The organism is Parasaccharibacter sp. TMW2.1882 (genome assembly GCF_023337635.1).
Classification (GTDB): domain Bacteria; phylum Pseudomonadota; class Alphaproteobacteria; order Acetobacterales; family Acetobacteraceae; genus Bombella; species Bombella apis.
This window is the reverse complement of record NZ_NWUT01000001.1, coordinates 1,103,012-1,125,519: the sequence shown is the minus strand read 5'-3', so window position 1 is coordinate 1,125,519 and position 22,508 is coordinate 1,103,012. Positions and strand designations below refer to the sequence as shown.

The 22,508-nt window shown below is 60.6% G+C and carries 20 protein-coding genes; 6 read left to right on the top strand and 14 right to left on the bottom strand.

Translation table 11 applies throughout. The features are described from left to right. Window positions 1-51: 51 nt before the first annotated feature. A complete protein-coding gene (locus tag CO583_RS05145) occupies window positions 52-636 on the top strand; it encodes a cytochrome b (protein WP_227431408.1) in 585 nt (194 codons plus the stop codon). Window positions 637-906: 270 nt separating this feature from the next. Beyond that, on the top strand, window positions 907-2,190 hold the full coding sequence (locus tag CO583_RS05140; RefSeq protein WP_043561774.1) for a cystathionine gamma-synthase family protein: 1,284 nt from the start codon (window positions 907-909) through the stop codon (window positions 2,188-2,190). An 89-nt stretch (window positions 2,191-2,279) separates the two neighbouring features. Here CO583_RS05140 and CO583_RS05135 read toward each other — a convergent pair whose 3' ends face one another. From CO583_RS05135 to CO583_RS05110, 6 genes are all read right to left on the bottom strand, one after another. Further along, window positions 2,280-2,930: a methionine ABC transporter permease gene (locus tag CO583_RS05135; RefSeq protein ID WP_043561771.1), complete on the bottom strand. Its 651-nt coding sequence runs from the start codon at window positions 2,928-2,930 to the stop codon at window positions 2,280-2,282. Then, window positions 2,911-3,948, bottom strand: a complete 1,038-nt coding sequence (locus tag CO583_RS05130) for a methionine ABC transporter ATP-binding protein (RefSeq protein ID WP_043561769.1) — start codon at window positions 3,946-3,948, stop codon at window positions 2,911-2,913. The genes CO583_RS05135 and CO583_RS05130 overlap by 20 nt, the downstream gene beginning before the upstream one ends. After that, on the bottom strand, window positions 3,945-4,775 hold the full coding sequence (locus CO583_RS05125) for a MetQ/NlpA family ABC transporter substrate-binding protein (RefSeq protein ID WP_081562507.1): 831 nt from the start codon (window positions 4,773-4,775) through the stop codon (window positions 3,945-3,947). Before CO583_RS05125 ends, CO583_RS05130 begins: the two co-directional genes overlap by 4 nt. Window positions 4,776-5,081: 306 nt before the next feature. Beyond that, entirely contained in the window at window positions 5,082-5,969 is an 888-nt protein-coding gene (locus CO583_RS05120; protein ID WP_086431702.1) for a hypothetical protein, read from the bottom strand. Next, on the bottom strand, window positions 5,966-6,838 hold the full coding sequence (locus tag CO583_RS05115) for a 3-hydroxyacyl-CoA dehydrogenase family protein (protein ID WP_248630822.1): 873 nt from the start codon (window positions 6,836-6,838) through the stop codon (window positions 5,966-5,968). The genes CO583_RS05120 and CO583_RS05115 overlap by 4 nt, the downstream gene beginning before the upstream one ends. Window positions 6,839-7,014: 176 nt before the next feature. Next, window positions 7,015-7,302, bottom strand: coding sequence for a YciI family protein (locus tag CO583_RS05110; RefSeq protein ID WP_043561763.1), 288 nt, complete (start codon window positions 7,300-7,302; stop codon window positions 7,015-7,017). A 212-nt stretch (window positions 7,303-7,514) separates the two neighbouring features. On the opposite strand from CO583_RS05110, the gene CO583_RS05105 reads away from it, so the two are divergent. Beyond that, a complete protein-coding gene (locus CO583_RS05105) occupies window positions 7,515-7,679 on the top strand; it encodes a YqaE/Pmp3 family membrane protein (RefSeq protein WP_248630853.1) in 165 nt (54 codons plus the stop codon). 107 nt (window positions 7,680-7,786) lie between these two features. Here the strand turns inward: CO583_RS05105 and CO583_RS05100 are convergent, their stop codons facing one another. From CO583_RS05100 to CO583_RS05065, 8 genes are all read right to left on the bottom strand, one after another. Beyond that, window positions 7,787-10,249 carry a mechanosensitive ion channel family protein gene (locus tag CO583_RS05100; protein WP_192848540.1) on the bottom strand — a complete coding sequence of 821 codons (2,463 nt, stop codon included), beginning with the start codon at window positions 10,247-10,249 and terminating at the stop codon, window positions 7,787-7,789. Between the two features lie 211 nt (window positions 10,250-10,460). Next, window positions 10,461-11,744 carry a tetratricopeptide repeat protein gene (locus tag CO583_RS05095; protein ID WP_232086386.1) on the bottom strand — a complete coding sequence of 428 codons (1,284 nt, stop codon included), beginning with the start codon at window positions 11,742-11,744 and terminating at the stop codon, window positions 10,461-10,463. Window positions 11,745-11,747: 3 nt separating this feature from the next. After that, entirely contained in the window at window positions 11,748-12,188 is a 441-nt protein-coding gene (locus tag CO583_RS05090; RefSeq protein WP_043558836.1) for a biopolymer transporter ExbD, read from the bottom strand. A gap of 112 nt (window positions 12,189-12,300) precedes the next feature. Continuing rightward, window positions 12,301-12,723, bottom strand: a complete 423-nt coding sequence (locus tag CO583_RS05085) for a biopolymer transporter ExbD (protein ID WP_043558738.1) — start codon at window positions 12,721-12,723, stop codon at window positions 12,301-12,303. Window positions 12,724-12,726: 3 nt separating this feature from the next. Next, a complete protein-coding gene (locus CO583_RS05080; protein ID WP_081563354.1) occupies window positions 12,727-13,773 on the bottom strand; it encodes a MotA/TolQ/ExbB proton channel family protein in 1,047 nt (348 codons plus the stop codon). 202 nt (window positions 13,774-13,975) lie between these two features. Then, window positions 13,976-14,665 (bottom strand): energy transducer TonB, encoded by a 690-nt coding sequence (locus CO583_RS05075; RefSeq protein ID WP_043558736.1) that lies wholly within the window; start codon window positions 14,663-14,665, stop codon window positions 13,976-13,978. A gap of 600 nt (window positions 14,666-15,265) precedes the next feature. Continuing rightward, window positions 15,266-16,397 (bottom strand): peptide chain release factor 2 gene (gene prfB, locus CO583_RS05070; protein WP_103765750.1). Its coding sequence is split into 2 segments (ribosomal slippage): window positions 15,266-16,327 and window positions 16,329-16,397, totalling 1,131 coding nucleotides; the frame shifts between segments, so codons are not numbered across the junction. Window positions 16,398-16,436: 39 nt separating this feature from the next. After that, on the bottom strand, window positions 16,437-18,995 hold the full coding sequence (locus CO583_RS05065) for a penicillin-binding protein 1A (protein ID WP_248630823.1): 2,559 nt from the start codon (window positions 18,993-18,995) through the stop codon (window positions 16,437-16,439). Between the two features lie 174 nt (window positions 18,996-19,169). On the opposite strand from CO583_RS05065, the gene rph reads away from it, so the two are divergent. The 3 genes from rph to CO583_RS05050 all read left to right on the top strand — a co-directional run bounded on the left by rph (window position 19,170) and on the right by CO583_RS05050 (window position 22,403). Then, entirely contained in the window at window positions 19,170-19,892 is a 723-nt protein-coding gene (gene rph, locus CO583_RS05060) for a ribonuclease PH (RefSeq protein WP_248630824.1), read from the top strand. Next, entirely contained in the window at window positions 19,892-20,512 is a 621-nt protein-coding gene (rdgB, locus tag CO583_RS05055; protein WP_248630854.1) for an RdgB/HAM1 family non-canonical purine NTP pyrophosphatase, read from the top strand. Before rph ends, rdgB begins: the two co-directional genes overlap by 1 nt. A 271-nt stretch (window positions 20,513-20,783) precedes the next feature. Then, the gene (locus CO583_RS05050) at window positions 20,784-22,403 is read left to right on the top strand and encodes an alginate export family protein (protein ID WP_198027189.1); all 1,620 of its coding nucleotides are present in this window, start codon (window positions 20,784-20,786) and stop codon (window positions 22,401-22,403) included. Window positions 22,404-22,508: the final 105 nt, after the last annotated feature.

Here is a 22,508-nt window from a genome sequence, read left to right as displayed (position 1 = left end):
CTCAGGAACGGAGGGGCCGTTTTTTTATTCCATGGTCTATGGAGGCAGAGTGTGTCAGAGAAAGTGGAAACAGGAACCGGCAGACCGGAACGTTATGGTTCGGTGGCCATCATCCTGCATTGGGTGATTGCGGTATTGATCCTCTTCATGATCGGCCTGGGGCTGTATATGGATCATGTACCCCTCAATGATCCGACACCCCTGCATCAGCTGCACAAGTCTGTCGGCATCGTGACCATGCTGCTGATCGTGGTGCGTGTCCTCTGGCGCCTGACACATAGGGCCCCGGCCTTGCCGCAGGACCTGTCGGCAGGGCAGCGTGTGGTGGCAGGTGGGATGGAAGGGCTCCTCTACCTGTATCAGATCATCCTGCCCGTGACGGGCTGGCTCATGGTCTCTGCCATGGCCATGCCGATCGTGCTGTTCGGGCTGGTATCGTGGCCGCTGATCCCTCTGCCGCAGAGCGTGATGGATAGCGGCTATCTGGCGGAAATCATGCCAGATGTTCATAACTGGCTTGCATGGACTTTCGGTGGATTCATAGTCCTGCATGTGCTGGCAGCTCTTTATCACCGTTTCATCCGGAAAGATCAGGTGGTGGATCGCATCCTGCCCCGCCATGGGGGGGGACGGTAAGCGGTTCCTTTTTGCCGGGTCAGCCAGCAAGCACCCTCATCGGTCCGATGGGGGTGTTTTTTTATGTTGGCTGCCAATGGGGGGCACAGCTTTATCCGCTCTGGGGGATGTGGTATCAGTCGATGGATCAGGCAGGATATAAGGAAAACAACATATCCTTGTTCTGCTCTCCAGACTGGCTGCCCTGGTGCCGTATTGGCACTGTCCGGCAGTCCTGAAGCTGGGTGATGGATCATATACAGGCTAGGTACCTGCTGAAGGAAATTCCCAATGGCGTCAGATCACAAGAAGACCCATATTGGCAGCCATAAGCTGCATCCCGAGACACAGATGCTCAATTACGGTTATGACCCGGCCCTTTCGGAAGGAGCCGTGAAACCGCCCGTGTTTCTGACGTCGACCTTCGTTTTTCCCACGGCAGAAGATGGCCGGGATTTTTTTGATTATGTTTCCGGCCGGAAAGAACCGCCGGAAGGCAAGGGGCAGGGGCTGGTTTATTCCCGCTTCAACCATCCGAACAGTGAGATTGTTGAAGACCGTCTGGCTGTTTACGAAGAAGCAGAGCGTGGGGTGCTGTTTTCTTCTGGCATGTCGGCCATTGCCACCACTCTGCTGGCCTATGCCCGCCCCGGTGATGTGATTCTTCATTCCCAGCCGCTCTATGGTGGGACGGAAACCCTGCTGACCAAGACCATGGCTTCTTTGGGAATCAAGTCCGTGGGGCTGGGAAGCTGCGGAGTGGATGAGGCCATCATGCGTGAGGCTGCCGAAAAGGCCATCGCAGAAGGGCGTGTCTCCCTGATCCTGATCGAGACACCGGCCAATCCGACCAATGGTCTGGTGGACCTGAAGCTGGTGCGCCGCATTGCCGAGGAGATCGAGGCCAGACAGGGCAGCCGTCCCATCATCGTCTGTGACAACACGCTGCTCGGGCCGCTTTATCAGCATCCGCTGAAGCATGGGGCCGATCTGTCACTGTATTCCCTGACAAAATATGTCGGCGGCCATTCCGATCTCGTGGCCGGGGCCGTTCTGGGCAGTGATGCCATGACACGCCCGGTGCGTCAGCTCCGTGGGGCCATTGGAACCCATCTGGACCCGCATAGCTGCTGGATGCTGGGCCGCTCTCTGGAGACGCTGGGGCTGCGCATGGAGCGTGCCACCCTCAATGCCCAGCGTGTGGCGGAGCTGCTGCGGGATCATGCCAAGGTGAACAAGGTGCATTTCCCACCGTTCTACGAGGCTGATTCGGCGGAGGGGAAAGTCTATGCCCGCCAGTGCAGTGGTGCTGGCTCGACCTTCTCCTTTGATATTGAAGGGGGTGAGGCTGCGGCTTTCCGCTTCCTTAATGCGCTGAAGATCATGAAGCTGGCTGTCAGCCTGGGAGGCACGGAGTCTCTGGCCAGCCATCCGGCGACGATGACACATTCCGGCGTGCCGAAAGAGGTACGGGAGCGCATTGGCGTCACGTCATCCACCGTGCGGCTCTCCATCGGTGTGGAGCATGTGGATGATCTGCTGGTGGACGTGAAGCAGGCGCTGGACGCCGCCTGAAGGTCACGGTGTCAGCCCTGATACGGAAAAGCCCGCCTCTCTGAAGGGGCGGGCTTTTTTTTAATGGCGATAGAAAGAAGGCGGATGCTTCAGTGTTTCAGCCAGCGGGCCAGACTGTTGCCGATGAGCTGCATCAGGCTGACCATGATGATGAGAACCACCACCACCCCGAACATGACGGTGGTGTTGAAACGCTGATACCCGTAACGGATGGCAAGGTCACCCAGGCCCCCCGCCCCGATGACGCCCGCCATGGCAGAGGCCCCGACCATGGTGATGAGCGTGACCGTCACGCCGGTGACAAGTCCCGGTAGGGCCTCGGCAATCAGGACGGAGCGGATGATGGTCATGCGTGTGCCACCCATGGCCCGGACGGCATCCACAAGGCCGGAATCAACCTCCCGCAGGGCCATTTCGGCAATGCGGGCAAAATAGGGAATCCCGGCGATGGATAGCGGCACGATGGCCGCTTCCGTCCCCAGAGACGTCCCGGCGATGAAGCGCGTGACAGGGATGAGCAGCACCAGCAGGATGATGAATGGCACGGCACGGACGGCATCCACCACCATGCCCATCAGTCGGGCGGCAAAAGGCAGCCGGTACAGCCCCTGCGGGCCGGTGGCGATCATGAACAGGGCCAGCGGCAGTCCGAACAGGACGGAAAGGGCCGTGGAGGCCACGACCATTTCCAGCGTCTGCCATGTGGAATGGAGGATCAGCTTAAGAATGAGAGGGGACATATCCCAGGACCTCCATGTTCTGCGCTGCCGTCTTCAGGTGATTCAGAGCCTGTTCCGTCCTGTCTCCTTCAAGGCTGAGGATCATGTCACCACTCAGATGGTCCCCGACGGTGGTCACGCCGCCCTGTAGCAGGGCCGTCTGCACGCCGAACCGTTCATGCAGTGCACTGAAGAGCGGCTCGCTGGCATCAGTCCCGCTGAGGACGAGCCGTACGATGGCCTTGTGTGGTCCTGCTGACGGTGTGGCAGCCATTGTCTGTGCCAGAAAGGCAGGGAGGGAGGGACGGATATCTGCCAGAAGGGTCTGGAGGGTCCGGTTGTTCTGTCCATCCCGGAGGAAGTCCAGCAGGGTTCCATCTTCGACGAGGCGGCCATGATCGAGGACCAGGATCCGCTGGGCAAAGCGGCGGACCACATCCATCTCATGGGTGATGAGAACGATGGTCAGCCCCAGCTTCCTGTTGATGTCGGCCAGCAGGTTGAGGATGGAGCTGGTGGATTCCGGGTCCAGAGCAGAGGTGGCTTCATCGCAGAGGAGCAGCGTCGGGTTGGCTGCCAGAGCACGGGCAATGCCGACACGCTGTTTCTGCCCGCCGGAAAGCTGGGAGGGGTATTTCTTTTCAAAGCCCTTCAGCCCGACAAGCTCCAGCAGTTCCGCAATGCGGTTGGCCTGTTCTTTGCGGGGGCACCCGGCGATCTGGAGGGGCAGGGCAATGTTGCCTGCCACGGTGCGGGAAGTCAGCAGATTGAAATGCTGGAAGACCAGACCGATCTTGCGGCGGATGCGGACAAGCTGCCGCTCTGGTTGTGTGGTGAGGTCCACACCATCCAGCAGGATGTGGCCCTGCTGGGGGCGTTCCAGCGCACAGAGGCAGCGGAGCAGGGTGGACTTCCCTGCTCCAGAGCGGCCGATCAGCCCCACAACTTCCCCCTGCTTTACCGAGAAGGAGATGTCCTGAAGAGCCGTATGCTGCCCAAAACTGTGGGTGACGTGCTGGATATCGAGAATGGGCTTCATGGCCACGCAGGTGTGACTGTGCCGTGATAGATGTCCAGAATGAGCTTGTGGACATTCGGCTGGTGATAGCTTTCCACCAGCGGCTTGACCCATTCAGCGTTGGCATCACCCTCATTGACGGAGATGAAATTGACGTACGGGTTGTTCTTCAGCCCCTCCACGCCAATGCGTTCCTGCTCGGTGATGCCTGCCTTGCGGGCCCAGTCCATGTTGACAACGGCAGCATCCAGATCAGGCAGGGAGCGGCCAACCACACCGGCATCCAGCTCTTCGATGGAGATGTTGCGGGGGTTGTCGGTGACATCCAGCGCCGTGGGGAAAAGGCCGGAATCAGCAGGCAGACGGATCAGCCCCAGTGTTTCCAGCACATGGAGGGCACGACCCTCGTTGCTGGGGTCGTTGGGGATGCCAATACGGGCATTCTGCGGAATTTCGGCCACGGAGTGCCATTTGTGGGAATACAGGCCAATCGGCTGGAAGTATGTGTCGCCGACAGGGACGATCCTGTAGCCGTGGGCCTTGATCTGGGCATCGAGGAAGGGCCGGTGCTGGAAGGCATTGGCGTCCACGTCATGCTCTGACAGGGCCTCATTGGGCGTGTTGTAGTCGGAGAATGGGATGATCTTCAGCGTCAGGCCACGCTGGGCAGCATTCTGGCTGACGAGCCGCCAGATATCCTCGTCCTCGCCAGACATGATGCCGATTTTCAGCGTACGGCCATCGGCACGGGCGATTCCCGGATGGGCCAGGCCAAGGGCGGCAGCACCAGCCAGCCCTGCTGAAAGGCCAAGAAAACGGCGCCGGGGAAGGTGGGAAAACCGGGACATGGTGGTACCTTTCAACATTAAGGGGTGGATCAGTACGGTATCATGGACAGTTCCACAGGGGTGGAAAAGTCCTGCCAAGGCTGCACCATTACATCCCGCTTGTGCGGAATGATTTTTCTGGCCGGGGAAGGCCGTGCGTAGAGAGTGTTTTTAGCGGGTCGCTCTATTCTGTCAAGGTAAAGAGATGACCATATGAACAGTTAATGATAAAGGAATATAAAGCCTGATGAATATGTGCGGGACTTTATGAAAGGCCTTTCACCGTGTCTGTTCGGGGGCAGGTGTTCCTACCCCCTGTAGAGGAGGTCAGTCTTCCTGTACCACCAAACAGAGACCTGTTGTTGGTGCCTGTTTGGTGATGAGTCTGGCCTGTCCGGTTTCGAGAATGACTTCCCGGATGGATCCGCCAAGGTCACTGACAAAGGCCAGGGTACCTTCGGCATCGACCGCCAGACCGATGGCCTCATCCAGGTCCCGCAGGATGACCTGCTGGTCATGCAGCCCGTGTTCATCCACCCGGGCGACATTGAGGCTGTTGCCATCGGGCGCAGCGCCACGGTCCGTCCACCAGAGCTTGCCCAGAGCAGGCGAGACATGCAGGTCGATCGGCTCTGGCAGATGGTCGGCCAGAAGCTCGATGTCATGACGGTCTGCGGGGTCCGTACCGGCAGGGAGGTCCAGAGACATGCGGAAAATGCGGCCACGCCCCCCTTTGGGAGGGCCTTTCTGCGACCAGTAGAGATGGCCGTTGCTGGTATCAAGGGTGATGCCTACACAGTGGCGTGTGGCATCCTTCATGTGCTCCGGGTAGGTGCCGGTCTGAAGAAGCACCTCCACGTCGGAGCCATCACGGCGGCACCGCATGATGCGCATTCCTTCACGGTCGCACCAGTAGAGATGCTCGCCTCCCGGGGTGGATGTCAGCTGTTTGGGGGTGACGACCAGTCCGTTGGCCACAAGCACCTTGTGGTCGCTGCCATCCAGTCGGGCGGATTCGATGGTGCCATCGGCATCACTGGGGTTGGCGCCCATGTTCGTCCAGTATATCCGGCCTTCCGTGGGGTCGATCCACACCCCGTCCGGGCAGCCCCAGCCGATGTCGATATGGGACAGTGGGCAGCCATCCTGTACGGAGAGGGCAGTGATCCGGGCAGGTTCGATCTCGAGTGAATGAAGAATGATGTTTCGGGTCATGAGGTGGCCTTGCTGTAATCATAGAAACCACGCCCGCTTTTCACGCCCAGCCTGTGTTCGGCAATCATCCTGCGGAGCAGCGTGCGGGGCGCTTCGGGCAGGTGGGGGAAGGCTGCGGCATAATGTTCCTCGATCTGGAGGACGATATCGAGTCCGACCTGGTCCATGAGGCGGAATGGCCCGGCAGTCGTGCCCTGTGTCTCGCAGTAGAGGCGGTCTATGGTTTCGGGGTCGGCCACACCTTCTGCGGCGACACAGAGGGCTTCACGCTTGATGGCGGCCCAGATGCGGTTCTCGATGAATCCGATGCTCTCTTTCCGGGCAATGTAGGGGGACAGTCCCACCTCGCTGAAATAGCGGGCCAGATCCTCCATGAGGGCCGTGTCAGTCTCTCCACAGGACATGAGTTCCACGGCCCGTTTTTCAGGTGGCATCATGAAGTGGGTGTTGAGGACCCGGTTCTTCTTCGTCACCTTGCCGACGATCTGGCTGGAAGGGAATGAGGAGGAGTTGGTGGCGAGGATGGCATCGGCAGGTGCCAGCTGGTCCAGCTGGCCAAAGATGTCCGTCTTGAGGTCCTGCTTTTCAGGCAGGGCCTCGATGACAAGCCAGGCGTCTTTCACGGCGTCTTCCAGTGTGGTGGCGATGTCCACATGGCCGGCTTTTCCACCTTCGACAGAGGCGACAACGTCAGGCAAGTGCTGCCCGACATAGGCGATGGCCTTCCGGGTGGTTTCTTCCTGCCTGTCAAAAAGGCGGACGGTGCCGCCGCGTGTTGCCAGCATCAGGGCGATACGGGAGCCCATCGTGCCAGCGCCAAGGATGGCGGCAGGGTGTTCAGGCACCTTTTCCGTCAGAAAATCTGCCATGGCATGTTCCTTTGCTGAAAGGGGCTGGCGGGGGCCAGACCTCACGGCTCATCTTATTGAATGAATGGCTAACATTTACTTTATCATTACGTGTCGCCTGCTGCGATCATCTTTGGATAACGGAGACGTCATCTGGCAGGCCATGCTCCTTGTGGCGTGGCCTGCCGGGCTCATGGTCAGCGGGTCTCTGTCAGTTCGGGGGCAAGTTGCGCCGTTCTGAACTCGGTGAAGTCGTATTGCCCCACGCCAGAGGTGATGAAAGGGTCTTCCGCCAGAAGGGTTTCAATTTCCTCTCTGGTGATCCCATCCCGGACAATGAGAATGCCCCCATCCCCCGATAGTTTGGGGCCGGATGCCAGCAGGATGCGCCGCTCGAAAAGCGTTGCAAGGAAGGCACGGTGTGCAGGGCGTTGGGCCTGAACCTCATCCGGGGAGGCGAGATAGGACACTGAGGCGATGATCATGGCAGACACTCTTCTGATTCATGGTGCCGTTTTGGGGGAGAGGAGCCCCCGGGGCGGGTGGAAGTTCCGGTTTTCTGGCAGTGTCATTCCAGCGGACAGAATAACACTTTCATAATAATGGCATTTTTTTTAAGGATGAAGGAGATGGTTTTCCGTACTGGGAACCCACTATTTTTGCAGTCATGCCCGTATTGCATGGAGGAATAGCCATGATTCGTATTCTGATCGCCTTTTTCATCCCCTGGCTGACGTTCTTTACCATTGGCCGTCCGATTGCAGGGATCATCTGCCTGGTGTTGCAGATCACCATTCTGGGTTGGATTCCGGCAACCATCTGGGCGCTTCTGGCTCTGCGCTCCTATGATGAGGCTCGCTGAGCTTTCAGTCTGGCCGGAAAAAAGCCCCTGTCCGTAAAGGCAGGGGCTTTTCTGTATCAGCCCCCCTTGCCTGTCATGGCGGAAGGGGGGGGAAGGGCAGAGGCCGGTCAGGCCTTGTTCTGCCCGGTGGTTGTATCGGGCACGCCCCTGCTGTTGATGAAATGCTCCAGCGCCGGGCCCTGGATGTCCACCACATCACGGGGATACTGGATGCCCGCCTGTTCGAACCGTTTTTTCATGCGGCGGTTGAATTCCCATTCCACCGTCCAGCGTCCGGCATTCGTGGTGGGATAGACACCCTTCACGGAGACGGAGGATGTGCCGATGGCAGACACGCCCCAAAGGTCGAAATCTGCCAGGATGAGGTCTCTGTAGGCCTCTTCATTCCGCATTTCCTTGCCAATTTCCACAAGGATGGCAGCGACCTGGTCCGTATCGCTGTCGATGTCCACCGTGGCGAGAATCATCGCACGGGAGAAGTCACGGTTGTAGTTGGTCACCTGGCTGAGCGAGCTGAACGAGAAAATGTTCATCGATCCGTCATTGGCCCGGACATGAACGGAGCGCAGGGAGAGCCGTTCGATCACGCCATAGGTGCCGTTCAGCGTTACGGAGTCGCCGACAGTCAGGGCATTTTCCAGCAGGAGGAAAATTCCGCTGATGAAGTCCTGCACCAGCTTCTGGGAGCCGAAACCCAGCGCCACACCAAAGATGGAAGCACTGGCGATGAGCGGGCCTGTATCAATTCCAAGCTGGGAGAGGACCGTCAGCCCGATGATGACAGCCAGAACCAGCAGGAACAGGATGCGGAACATCGGTGTCAGTGTCTGCAGGCGGGCAATGCGGATCTGCACATCCCGGCTGTCCTGTTCGCCCAGACGGCGGATATGATGCTCGATGGTCACATTGGCGACCTCCCAAGCCAGAATCCCGATGACCAGAGCCACCAGAATGGTCAAGGCTGCCTGGAAGATGCGGGGACCAAGCGTGTCATGGCCGAGCAGGATGTAAACCGGAGCGCCCCACGCCAGAGCAAGGGCCAGAATGGTCAGGACGGCCATGACGAGACGGATGACCGTCGTGGCAGCCGGGTAGTAACGGCGGATGCGGAACAGCGTCTCTTCATTGAGATTCCAGCTGTCCAGTGCCCGCATGAAGCGCTCCAGTCCGCCATAGGCCAGAATGCTGACAATGCGGACAGCTACCAGCGCCACCAGGGTACGGACGAATATCTGGAGGATGAGCTGGTATCCGCCATCAATGTCGGCTGCCCAGACAAGCCACAGGGCGAAGTCGAAGAACAGGGCCACAATCCACCAGCTGCCGGAGACCAGCGCCATGATGGACTGGAGGCGGCGGTTGGCTGCACCGATATGCTGGCAGGCATGCTGCACCCGCTTGCGGGAGCGGATGATCATGACGGCGAGGAAGAGGTGGACGGCCAGCAGCAGGAGCTTCTGGAGACCGCTGGAAACAGCCATAGGCATGGCCATGGCGTGCAGCATGGCCAGCAGTGAGAAGCCCCAGGCCAGAATGACACCAATCTGGCGGAAATAGCGGAAGATGAAGGTTGAGGAACTGTCCCGCAGGATGCTCAGCCGCAGCCATGGGGTCTGTGGGGCGAGGAAGATGCGCAGGACCAGGGTCCACACGCCCAGCCCGATGCCGATCAGCCAGGAGATGCTCCAGATTGCATGGGCCGCTTCGGTGGAAGGTGCAGGGTCCAGCACGCCCATCAGCAGGGCGATCAGGGGAAAGGTGCAGATGGTGATCAGCTCCAGCAGGGCGCAGGCCAGCGTATAGGGAGCGCGGCGCAGGCAGAGCATGAGCTGTGTCAGTGCCCCCTGATGGCGGAGACTGTCCTCAAGGCTGGCCTGGGTGGCGGCGGCCTCCTCTTTGGTCTGCTCATTATGGGTGGCTGCCGTGCGGGCTGTATCCGTGGCGGCTTCCGTTGCTTCGGCACGGGTCTTGTGCAGTTTTTCAGCTTCCTGCTGGAAAACCATGTGGTCGTGCTTTTTCGCCATGCTGCTGATGCGCCGGTAGAGAGGGCGCAGGATGATGCGCACGCCGAAGAAAAGCAGGTAGCTGCACACCAGCATGATGACCACACGCAGGGCGATGTGGCCGACACGGGCCTGTAGGGCCGGGTCATGCACAAGGGCCTGAACCCACGGGGCAATGGCGCCGAAATCGATGATGCTCTGATGCAGGATGTGCAGCTGCTGGAGGGCACGGTCACCGAAAAGGGCAATGTTTTCCCGGGCCAGATCAATGACGGAGGCATGTTTCGCCTGTGGCGCGGCCTGGGTCAGGTTCTGGAGGGTCGTCAGGAATTTCTGACGCTGGGCATCATCGCTCAGGACAGAAATGAGCTGGCGGGCCTGGTCAGCGGAGAGACCTGTCGTGGTGGCTGGTGCCGGGGCGTCTGCGGCCAGTGCCCGGGCGGGCAGGGACCCGAACAGGGCCAGACAGGCCACCAGCAGGGCTGGCAACAGGCTGCGTACGAACAGACCGGTAAAATGCCGGTACGGAGCGGCCCCCGTGTTGGGGTGCGGTATTCTGTCAGTCATGTAGATACGCATCTCCTTTTTTGGTGTGAGGCGGCAGCATGCCTTCTGTCCGGGCCGTTTTCGCAGAACAGTGTCAGGATTTTAAGGCACGCTCTGGTGAAAGGAGGATTAATTTTCTGAAATCCCCTGTTTCAGGCAGGAGGGGTGCCGCCATCCCGTCCCGGTATCGGAGATGGAATGGCGGAGTATGCAAGGCCTTATGGCCCGTTTTTCAGTGGGATGGACGTGCGGAGAGCTGAACGGCCCATAGCTGGGCCAGATTGTTGGCAGTCCCCTCGCCATCCATGCTGCTGAAGAGCTGGAGGGCTTCTGTCCGGCGTCCGGCGTCCATCATGGCCATGCCTAGGGAGAGGCGGGCGAGGTCCGGCTGGTGGGGCTGTTTCCCCAGTCCCTGCTGCATGAGGGCCAGACCCTGATCCACCTGTCCGTTGAGGACAAGGTTGTATCCGGCTGTCAGGGAGGGGCCCGCCTCGGTGGAGGTTTTGGCTTTTTCTACCATGGCGGGGAGGCTGGTGCGGGCTTCTGCGGCACGTTGAGCCACGAAAGCCCGGAAATGCGCCTGGGCTTCTGCCCCGGTGCCAGTTCCCAGCAGGTGGCGGGCATAGCCTTCATCCAGAAGGTTCAGGGCCAGCTGGGGCAGCTCCATCTGCACGGCCCGCTCTGCCATGTCCTGAAACTCGGCCGGGCTGGTCAGCAGGCCAGTGGCTAGGCGCAGACGCTGGAGATTGAAGACCATGCGTGGCGTGAGGGAATGGTCGGTTGTCAGGTCATGGATCAGCATCTGCCAGTACTGGGGTCGGGCATGATATTTCACCAGTTTGACATAGATGCCTGTCTTGCCCGCCGTGTCATGCAGCTGGTCGTAAGCGGCGGCGAGCATCTGGAGCTGGTTTTCCGCCGGAATCTGTCCAGCCTTCCGGTCGGCGGCCAGCATGGCCCGGCCTGCCTCCACCGTGCCCTTCCAGTCCTGCTGGAGATAGTGGCACTGGAGGAGAAGGGTCTGCATCTGCTGGTTCGGGCCGACTTCCTTCAGATAACGGCTGGCTGCGTTGGCGGCACTGGCATAGTCACGGGCTCCATAGGCCAGACTGGCCTGCGCCATGAGCATCTGCTGCCGTGCGGCTGGAGTGGTGCGGCTGTTCCTGATGAGGGTTTCATAGGCCTTCAGTGCGACAGGGACATTGCCCGCCTGGCTGGCCGCCGCTGCCCGCATCTGGGCGATGACGTAGCTTTCATAGTCGCTCTTTCCTGCCACGGCATCAGCAGCATTGACGAACTCCAGGGCTTTGGCTGGCTGATGGCTGGACAGAGCCGACTGTGCATTCTGGAGCTGCGTGCCGACCTCCCGGCCCAGCTCATCCTCTGCCTGCGCTGCCCCGATGAGCAGGCGGGTGGGAGCCTGCCCGGAGATGGGGGACAGGCAGGAGAGGGCAGACAGGCCAAACATGCCAGCCAGCAGCCAGCCGTGCGGGTGTTTCGGGTTTGGCAGGCTCATGGGTTACTGTCCTTCCACAAACTGGTCCAGACCAACAATGCCCAGCTTCGTCACGCCAAGGCGCTGGGCGTCCGCCATCACATGGGCCACGGTCTTGTAGGTGGCAAGACGGTCGGGACGGATATGGATCTCCGGCTGCTCACCTGTCACGGGATGGACGGCCCCGTTCAGATGGGCCTGAAGGTCCTCCTCCGAGGTGATGGGCGTGTCATTCCAGCTCAGCGTATTGTCATAGCTGATGCCAATTGTTGCAACCTGCGGCTGTATTGCAGAGGGTGGTGGATCGCCCTGGGGGAGGTCGATCGCTACGGAATGGGTCTGAAGCGGGATGGTGATGATGAGCATGATGAGCAGCACCAGCATCACGTCGATCAACGGTGTCGTGTTGATGTCGACAATGGCTTCATCTTCATGAGTGCTGCCCGTACCAACGTTCATGGCCATGAGGAATCTCCAAAAACTGTCTGCCTCGGGCGTCATGCCCCGGTGAACCGGGCCGGGGAGAACCGGCAGGAAGGGCCCCACCCGGCAGGGCAGGGGCCGGAAAGACCACAGGTCAGTCGTGCGGCTGCTCTGTGATGAAGTCAACGTGCTGGATGCCTGCCTCCTGGCAAGCCGCCACGATCTTGCCAATGGGCATGTACTGGGCCGAACCGTCCCCGCGGATCTGTATCTGCGGCTGGGGCTGCTGGCGTGCTGCTTCCATGAGACGGCTGACAAGCACCTTGTGGTCCCCGATGGGCTGTGTGTTCCAGTAGGTCTGCCCATCCGCCGTGACAGCCAGCACGATGTTGCCAGGCTTGGTCTGGGTTGGCTGGTTGCGGTCTACCGGCAGCTTGACCTTTACGGTGTGCGTGGCCACCGGGATGGTGATGAGGAAGATGATGAGCAGCACCAGCATGACGTCAACCAGCGGTGTCGTGTTGATGGCTGATACCACCTCGCCATCATCACCCATGTCTCCGGTGTTGAATGCCATGGTTCAGATCCGCTCGTTCGTGGTTGTCGTGGTCGGGCTGTTATCCTTCGTGCTGTTGAACACGGCGTCATGACGGTAACCGCCGATCAGGACGGAATGAAGGTCGGACCCGAAGTTGCGGACACGGTCCATCGCACCCTTGTTGCGACGGACGAGCAGGTTGTAGCCCAGCACGGCCGGCACGGCCGTGGCCAGACCGATGGCTGTCATGATCAGGGATTCACCGACAGGACCGGCCACCTTGTCGATGGAGGCCTGGCCGGCAATGCCAATGGCTGTCAGGGCATGATAGATACCCCAGACCGTACCGAACAGCCCGATGAAGGGGGAGGTGGAGCCGACCGTACCAAGGAAGGCCAGCCCGCCCTGAAGACGTGTGTTGATGGTCTCCAGCGCCCGCTGGATGGACATGCTCGTCCATGACTGGAGGTCGATGGAATCCCGCATGGAGCCTTCATGGTGGCGTGCTGCCACGATGCCGGTCTCGGCAATGTAGCGGAAGGGGGAATCCGCCTTCAGTGTCTGTGCCCCTTCCTGGATGGTCTTCTGTGTCCAGAAGGTCTGGTTGACGGCCCTGGAGGCCCGGAAGAGGCGGGATTGTTCAAGGAATTTGCTAATCATGATGATCCATGTCCCCAGAGACATGATGGCCATGATGAGGAGGACGCCACGGGCGATGATGTCACCGTTTTTCCAGAGTGCACCCAGCCCGTAGGGGTTTTCCTTCGGTGCTTCCTCGGTCGGTTTTTCACTGACCGGCGTAGCGGTGACCGGGGTGCCGCTTTCAGCACCAGCTGGCGGAGCAGCGGGTGTGGCCCCTGCTGGTGCCGTGGCCGGTGCAGCCCCGGCGGGGGGAACTGCGGGTGTGGTGCCTGCGGGAGGCTGGGCTGTCATCGTGGTCCCGGCGGGCGGAGCGGCCGGGGCAGCGTCCTGCGCAAAAGCGGTGGAGGCCAGCGGCATGGCAGCCAGAGTCAGGGCCAGGGCCGTGCCATAGACAGCGTGCGCCCGGGGCGCAGCAACAGTTACGGGGAGGCGGAACAGTCTGGTCATGAATCCCATATCCTTGTCTAAAAAAGCACCAGTCTGGAGGTGCTGCACCGGTGGGAGAAACCTCCCGTATCGGTCTCCCTGTCATTCCTGCCATCCATGGCAGGTCGGGACAATGTGAAAACGTCTGCTACCCTGCCCCCGCAGGGGTGGCCCGTTTGGGGCAGGGCAGCTTCATGCTGGTCTGTGCTGGCTCAGAATGGCTTCATTCATCACCAAGGGTAAAGTCCACATGCAGGACGTGGTTGTGTTCCACGACTGGCTGCCCACCCACCACGGCTGGCTGGTAGCGGACTGGTGAACGCTCGAGGAAGTCCAGCGCACTTTCGGCAAAATCGTGCCCGCCCTTGACGCTCAGCAGCTTGCAGTTGGCCGGTTTGCCGTTGGTGAGGATGTCGCAGGAGGCCGTCACGGAGCCTTCACGGCTTTCCTCCTGCGCTTCCTCTGGATATTCCGGCCGCACATTGTTGATGGGCATGGCACCAGCGGAGTGGTCACTTTCAGACGAGCTGTTGCTGGAGCTTGCCGACGGTGCCGCTGCTGAAGACTGGGCCGGGGCCGATGGTGCAGGCTGGGGTGCCGCCGCCTTCGGTTTGGGGGCCTTCTGGTGGCTGTGCTGGATCGGCGGTTTTGGGGGGGGTGCCACCCTGATCTTGGGAGGGGGGATATAAGGTGGCGGCGGTTGCACCATCACCGGCTGCGGTGGTGGTGGAGGCGGCGGTGGTGGGGGAGCCTCCGCAATGACACGTGTCTGGATGGGGGGATGCGAGGGTTCCTGCTTTTCCATCCTGGTAAGTGTCAAGGCATAGACCACCAGCCCGATGGCCAGAAAAGCCACGACAACAGCGACGATGTAATCCGTCGGTTTGCGTTGCTGGGCGGCATAGCTTCTCATTCCAAAACCTTCTTACCCTTTTCCACGCCGCAGGTCCGGCGCTTCTTCCCGGCAGGGCAGGCCTGCCAGCATGACTGGTACCCTCACAAGACGGGACATGCCCGTACGGGGGAGGGGAAAAACCTTGTGCCGCATCACGGGCACGGCCCCATGCCGATTCCTTCTCCTCGTCCCTGGCGGTCAGGCCCTGCCCGGTAAGGGGAGACAGCAAAGCAGCACGGGAACGTTCCCGTATCGGTTCCTTTACCAATGGCCCAAGCCGCCCCTTTGATGCAAGGGCTCTCATGCGACTCTTTCGCAGGATCGCCTGTGCATAAACAGGGGCACATCTGTGGATATTTTTTGAGGAAATCGGAAAAACGGCAGTTTATGGACGATTTTGAAAGGTTTTTCGTGGCTGTGATGATGCCCGGCCTGTGAATTGTTTTGGTTGGTCCTTCTTATGAAAAAAACATATTTTTTTGATGATTGATATTAAATACGATATTTAATCGTTTTATTGGCGAAAAAAGCTACCATTAAGAGAGGGGACATGAACCAGAATGTCATGCCCCCTCTCTTGCGGTCTGCTCCGGGTGAGTGCCCCCGTGTCAGACGGGTTTACTGTGCCGTGGCGCTGGCCTCGGAGCGTGTGGCGCTCACACGCTGGGCCAGAGATGCTGCCATGAACTCATCCAGATCGCCATCGAGCACAGCATCAGGGTTGCCCTTCTCGATGTTGGTCCGCAGGTCCTTGACGAGCTGATACGGCGCCAGAACGTAGGACCGTATCTGGTGCCCCCAGCCGATGTCCGTCTTGGCGGCCTCGGCGGCGGAGGCCTCGGCCTCCCGCTTCTGAAGTTCGGCCTCATAGAGGCGGGCCTTCAGCATTTCCATGGCCGTAGCCCGGTTGCGGTGCTGGGACCGGTCCGTCTGGCAGGCCACGACGATACCTGTCGGGATGTGGGTGATGCGGATGGCGGAGTCCGTCTTGTTGACGTGCTGCCCACCAGCCCCGGAGGCCCGGAACGTATCCACACGCAGGTCGGAATCGATGATCTCGATTTCGATGGAATCATCCACAACAGGTGAGATGTAGATGGAGGCAAAGGAGGTCTGCCGCCGTGCAGCGGAGTCGAAGGGGGAGATGCGCACGAGGCGATGCACCCCGGCTTCCGTCTTCAGCCAGCCATAGGCATTGGGACCGCTGACGAGGATCGTGGCGGATTTCAGCCCGGCCTGTTCCCCTTCACTGCTTTCCATCAGAGAGACCTTGTAGCCATGCTTTTCGGACCAGCGGGTATACATCCGCAGCAGCATCTCGGCCCAGTCCTGCGCTTCCGTACCGCCAGCACCGGCATTGACCTCAAGATAGCAGTCATTGCTATCGGCTTCACCGGAGAGGAGGCTTTCCGTCTCACGCTGCTGGGCCTGGGCGGCGAGGCTGCGCAGGGTGGCGAGGCCTTCCTGCACCACGGTGTCGTCATTTTCCATCTCGGCCAGCTCGACAAGGTCCAGCGTGTCCTGCACGTCGGCCTCCAGAGCCTCGACCCCTTCGATCTGGTTGGCGAGCATCGTGCGCTCACGCATCAGTTTCTGGGCGGCGTCCGGGTTGTTCCAGAGGTCCGGGTCTTCAGAGAGATGGTTCAGTTCGGCAAGGCGTGTTTTGGCGACATCCCAGTCAAAGATGCCTCCTCAGCAGTGCCACCGACTGCTTGATCTGTTCGGAGAGGGCTTCGGTCTCAGCCGACATCAGGCGTTCTCCTGCTTTCTTCAGGTTGATGTTGCTGCCTTAGTATAGACCACCGACGCCAATGTCACCTCCCTCTGCCGGGTTTGCTTTCTCCTGGGGCGGTGCCGCAGGCAGGGAAGCAGGGGCATGTGAGGGCATGGTTCCATCCAGCGGGTCGGTGATGGTACCACTGCTGGACGGGCTGGAGCTGGGCATGTCCGTCTCGGAATCAGGAATCATGTCCGCACCGGTGTCAGCAGCGGTAAGGGCCTGTGTCCCGGCTCCGAAACCATGCAGCGGCACGGAGGCTCCCGGAATCTGGTTCGGTTTGAAGGCATCCGTGGCACGGATGCGCCCTGTATCATATTCCGCCAGCGTGATGCCGTCCGGTGCGGGGAACTCCAGCCGGGGCCGGGTGGCGAAGACGGCCTTCATGATGCCGTTCCAGATCGGCCCGGCCAGATGGCCGCCTGTTTCATTCTTGCCCAGGCTGCGGGGCGCATCATAGCCGATCCATACCACGGTGACGGTGTCGGGAGAGAACCCGGCGAACCAGGCATCATGATAGTCCTGACTGGTACCGGTCTTCCCGGCGATGGGGCGGTCGATTCCCACGCCAGCCCGTACGCCCGTGCCCCGGGCGATGACATCCCGCATCATGGTGGTGATCTGGAAGGCACTCTGCGGCGAGGCCAGGACCGGACGGCCATCATGGATGACGGGCATCCCGTTTTCTGTTGTCACGGTACGCCGGTTGGCCTGGTTGCGCCAGATGATGGTGCCATCAGGATTCTGGATGTAGTCGATCAGGCTGGGGGTGATGCTGTGGCCACCATTGGCGATGGCCGCATAGGCCCCGGCCTCCCGCAGGACGGTGGTCTCCACGGCTCCGAGGGCAGCGGGCAGGTAGGGTGGCATGTTGTCCACCATGCCGGACCGTACGGCCATGTCGCTGACGGCCTTCATGCCCAGATGGGCCGCCACACGGATGGTCACGAGGTTGCGGCTTTCCCGCAGGGCATCATGCAGGGTGGTGGGGCCCCAGTTGTCGTGTTCGTAATTCTGCGGCTTCCAGTCTCCGAAACTGATGGGAGAATCATCGAATGTTTCGGAGGGGGAAATGTCCCGTTCCATCGCTGCCAGATAGACCAGCGGCTTGAAAGAAGACCCCGGCTGGCGCTGCGCCTGCGTGACACGGTTGAACTGGCTCTGCTGGAAGGACCAGCCCCCCACGAGGGCCAGGACACGCCCCGTATGGGCATCCAGCGTAACGGTCGCCCCTTCCACCTGCGGAATCTGCTCCAGGGCGGCGGAGCCGTCATCCTGCGGCTCGATCATCACGAGGTCACCCGTCTGAAGCGGATGGGTGCGGCGGCTCCATGTTTCGTCTGTCTTGCGAAGCGTGGCAGTGTGGGCCTCATGCGCCTTCACCCAGCCGACACGGGGTGCTGGTGTTGTGGAGAGGACGACGGCCAGACGCCATGTGGACAGCATGCCAGCCGGATTTTTCTGCCGGGCCATGCTGCCCTGCCAGTCTGCCATGGCGTCACCGTCCAGATGGCCGACAGCCCCGTGCCAGCCCTCATGGGTGTGGGCATAGGCCATCAGCCCTTCCCGCAGCAGTTTCGTGCTGACCTGCTGGAGGTGCGGGTCGAGGCTGGTATGGACGTCCAGCCCGCCTTCCGTTGTCTGTTCCTCATTATAGAGGGATGTCAGCTGGCGGCGGACTTCCGCAGCGAACCATTCGGACCCTGCAAGCGGACCGAAGCGCACCTGCCCTTGCGGCACGAGCGGGTCCTGCTTGGCCTGCTGGGCTTCATCGGCAGGGATGGCGTGGGTTTCGCCCATCCGGTCCAGCACCCAGTTGCGCCGCCACATGGCCGCTTTGGGGTGGAGGAACGGATTATAGTTGCTGGGGGATTTGGGCATGCTGGCGAGCATCGCCGCCTCGGCATCGCTCAGCTGGTCCAGCGTCTTGTTGAAGTAGGTCTGCGCCGCCGCCTCGACCCCGTAGGCTCCGTTCCCCAGATAGATGCCGTTCAGGTAGATTTCCAGAATCCGGTCCTTGGAAAGCGTGTGCTCGATCCGCATGGCGAGCAGGGCTTCCCGCACCTTCCGTTCGATGGTCAGGCTGTTGTTGTTCAGCAGCATGACCTTGGCCACCTGCTGGGTGATGGTCGAGGCCCCCAGAGGCCGTTTGCCCTGATGGGTGAGGATGCTGAAGATGTCCGTCACGCCCGCCCGCAGCATGGCCAGCGGGTCCACGCCGCCATGGGAATAGAAATTCTGGTCCTCCGCCGCAATGAAGGCATTGCGGACGAGCGGGGGAATGGCCCGGATGGGCACATAGATGCGCCGCTCGTGGGACAGCTCCGCCATGAGCTGGTCATCGGCCGTGTACAGTCGGCTGACCACGGGCGGCTTGTAATGCTGGAGAGCGTCCACGCTGGGCAGATTGGCGCTGAGATGGGCATACAGTCCCACCCCTGTGAGAATGACGGCAGAAACGCCAAACGTACCGATGCCAAGGGCAGCCCCCAGCAGAAACCGCCAGCGGCGGAAACGGGGCTTCTGGGATGGTGAGGGCGGGCTGTCTGGCAGCATGGGGGAACGCTTCATGCCCTCCCTATAACATGGCCTGCAAAAGAACGGGAAGAAGCAGAGTGTTGCCTGTTTTTTATGGGTGGGTATGGCCGAGGGGACGGGGGCTGCCTATGGTGGTGCCCTGTCATGGGGTGGCTGGTCCAGTCCCGCCCATGTGGATTTTCTGAAGAGATTCGAGGAAGCTGTTTCATGTTCGAACGTCCCTCCGGCCGTACTGACGACGCCCTTCGCCCGGTTACCATCGAGACCGGTTTTTCCACTCATGCGGAAGGGTCCGCCCTGATCCGTGTCGGCGGGACGGAGGTGCTCTGCACCGCTTCCGTCGAGACACGGGTCCCGCCGTTCCTGCGGGGGCAGGGCCAGGGCTGGGTCACGGCGGAATATGGGATGCTGCCCCGTGCCACCCACACCCGTGGCTCCCGCGAGGCCGCCCGTGGCAAGCAGTCCGGCCGCACGCAGGAGATCCAGCGTCTCATCGGCCGTTCCCTGCGGGCCTGTGTGGACCTCAAGGCTCTGGGCGAGTGCATGATCACGCTGGACTGTGACGTGCTGAACGCTGATGGCGGCACACGCTGTGCCTCCATTACCGGGGCGTGGGTGGCTCTGGCCATCGCTCTGGAAGGCATGGGCAAGTCGAAGGTGCTGACGGGACAGGTGGCTGCCGTGTCCTGCGGGCTGACGGATGCCGGGCCGGTGCTGGACCTTGATTATGCGGAAGACAGCACGGCACAGGCTGATACCAATTTCGTTCTGACCGCTGATGGCGGCATCGTGGAAATTCAGGGTACGGCAGAAGAACGACCCTTCCGGCCTGAAGAATTCCAGATTCTGTTTGGTCTGGCCCAGAAAGGGACGAAGGAGCTGTTTGCCGTGCAGAAAGAGGCTCTGGCCCGCAGGAAGGAAGGTGCATGATGAGCGGGCAGGATTCTGGCCGCCGTCTGGAGCGTGGCAGCGAGATTGTTCTGGCAAGTCACAATGAAGGCAAGCTGCGGGAATTTGCTCTCCTGCTGGCAGAGAGCGGCATCACGGTCCGCTCGGCTGCCGAACTGAACTTGCCAGAGCCTGAAGAGACGGCTGCCGACTTTGAGGGCAATGCGCTCATCAAGGCGGAAGCCGCTGCCAGGGCAACGGGCCTGCCGGCACTGGCCGATGATTCCGGCTTCTGCGTGGCGGCATTGGATGGCAGACCGGGCGTCTATTCTGCCCGCTGGGCAGGCCCGCAGCGGGACATGACACTGGCGATGAACCGTGTGCATGAGGAGATGCAGGCCAGCGGGTCGGCTGACAAGGCAGCGTCGTTTGTGGTGGTGCTGTGTCTGGCATGGCCGGATGGGACGCATCGCTTCGTACGGGGTGAGTGTCGGGGGCAGGTCTCATGGCCACCGAGAGGGACGCATGGGCATGGTTATGACCCCATCTTCATTCCTGAAGGAGAAAGCCGCACGTTTGCCGAGATGGCCGAAACGGAGAAAAACCGCTTCAGCCATCGTGGGCAGGCGATGCAGCAGTTTCTGAAAGAGTGCGTAGCCTGACTGTAATAGTGGCTGTGTAGGGGATGGGTACGGCACCATTGATGGCTGTGCCCATCTTTTTTTTGGCCATGGGAAACGTGATGGATGAGAGAAAAGTTAATTCACGTCTTCACATGGGTAATAAAATGAGATTTAATAAAAATAACTATTATTTAAAGTAATAAGTGAGCCGCTCATGCAGACAGGCAGGCCATCGTGGCGAGTGACGATGCAGGAAAGACCGGACCTGTCTCTGAGGTGTGTCAGCCTGTTGGGGCGGACGGGCAGGTTTTTGCGGTCCCCGGTAGTTCTTGCCGTACTGTCTGTTGCTGCAGGGCTGGGACAGGCGGAAGCGCAGGTCACTGAAAAGGTTCCCCCTGCCGTGGAGACCATGCCGGGAGCCGGGGTGATCGGCCAGCCACGCCGTGTCACGCTGGAGGAGAACCGGTCCCGCAAGCGGCATCAGGGAGACTGGGGAGCCTTCAACTGGGGGAATGGTGAATTTGCCGGGTTCGGGCCGGTTGGTGTCTACGGGGTCGCCCCCTGGGCCGAGGACTGGAGCAGCAAGAAAGACCCCAGGAATTACACGGATTTTCTTGATCCCCTGAAGGCCATCCGCCTCAATGAGTCGGGCAGCATCTGGCTGTCGCTTTCCGGTGAATCCCGGATACGCAACTGGTATGAGTCGAGCCCCATGCTGGGGACGGTGAACAGGCGTCATTCCGGCCGGTTTACGGTACGCAACCTGCTGGGGGCGGACCTTCACCTTGGCCCGCACTGGCGGATATTCGGGCAGCTGAACAATGGTGAGGCGGCCGGATGGAACTATTACGGCTATAATGCGACATGGCGGCGCAGGCTGGGGGTGCAGCAGCTCTTTGTCGGGTATGAGCGTAAACTGTTTGGTGCAAAGACCGGCGTGATGGTCGGGCGGCAGCAGTTTCTCGATGCTCCTTCATGGCTCGTCTACATGCGGGAAACTCCTAACGTCCCGCTTTCGTGGAATGGTGTCCGTGGCTATGCGCTGTGGAACCGGATCAGGCTGGACCTGTACAATTTTGTCGCTACACAGGTGACGAGGGATACCATCATGGGGGGCGGGTTTGATGATGGCACCCGCCTTTATGGGGGGAATGTCGGGATCGCCCTGCGGCCCTTTTCCATTGGGGGGGAGCAGGTCCATTCCTTTCTGGACCTCTTCTGGATGGGTTTCCGTGATGAGGGGAAAACGGCAGCCGTGGCCCGTTACAAAGGGTCGGAGGCGGGAACGCAGACACGACAGAATGGTGGCTTCCGCTGGTATGGTTCGGCACCGTCCTTCGAATATGAGCTGGGGGGCGTGTATCAGGGGGGACGGTTCCATCCCGGCACGTCATCCATTGCCAGCCGCCCCGTGAGTGCCTGGGCCGTGCGGGGCGTGCTGGGCTGGCGTCATTCCTCATCCTTTCTGCATCCCTTTCTGGGCGTGCAGGCGGAGGCTTACAGCGGAGGAGACAATCGCCGGAAAGAGGGAACCGTGGGCACGTTCTCGGCTCCGTTCTCACCCCGTAATGGAACGTTCGACCTGACACGCACCATTGCGAGGGCCAACATCGTGAGTGCCGGCCCGCTGGCCAGCATCGCACCCCGGCCTTTCATGAACATCCGCATCCGGGTGCCTTACCTCTGGAGGGAGAGCATGAATGACGGGCTGTATAATTCATCATCGCCTTTTTCTTTCCTTTCAGGGCCGAAGCTGCGGCAGGCCGGGCGGGCCGTGGGGTTGCAGCCGCAGGGGCAGGTGCAGTTCCAGCTTCAGCAGCACGTCAACTGGCAGATTGATGGGGGAGCGATTCTGCTGACACATCGCATGAGGCAGGCCGGGGGGAAGAACGGGACCTACATGCTCTCGACCCTCACGCTGCGTTTCTGAGCCTTCTGATAAATACGATTTAGTATTGTGAAAAAGAATGGCGGTCTCAGAGGCGATTTTCCGCCGTTTCCTGCCGGAGGTCAGGCTTCCTGATTCTTTGGAAAG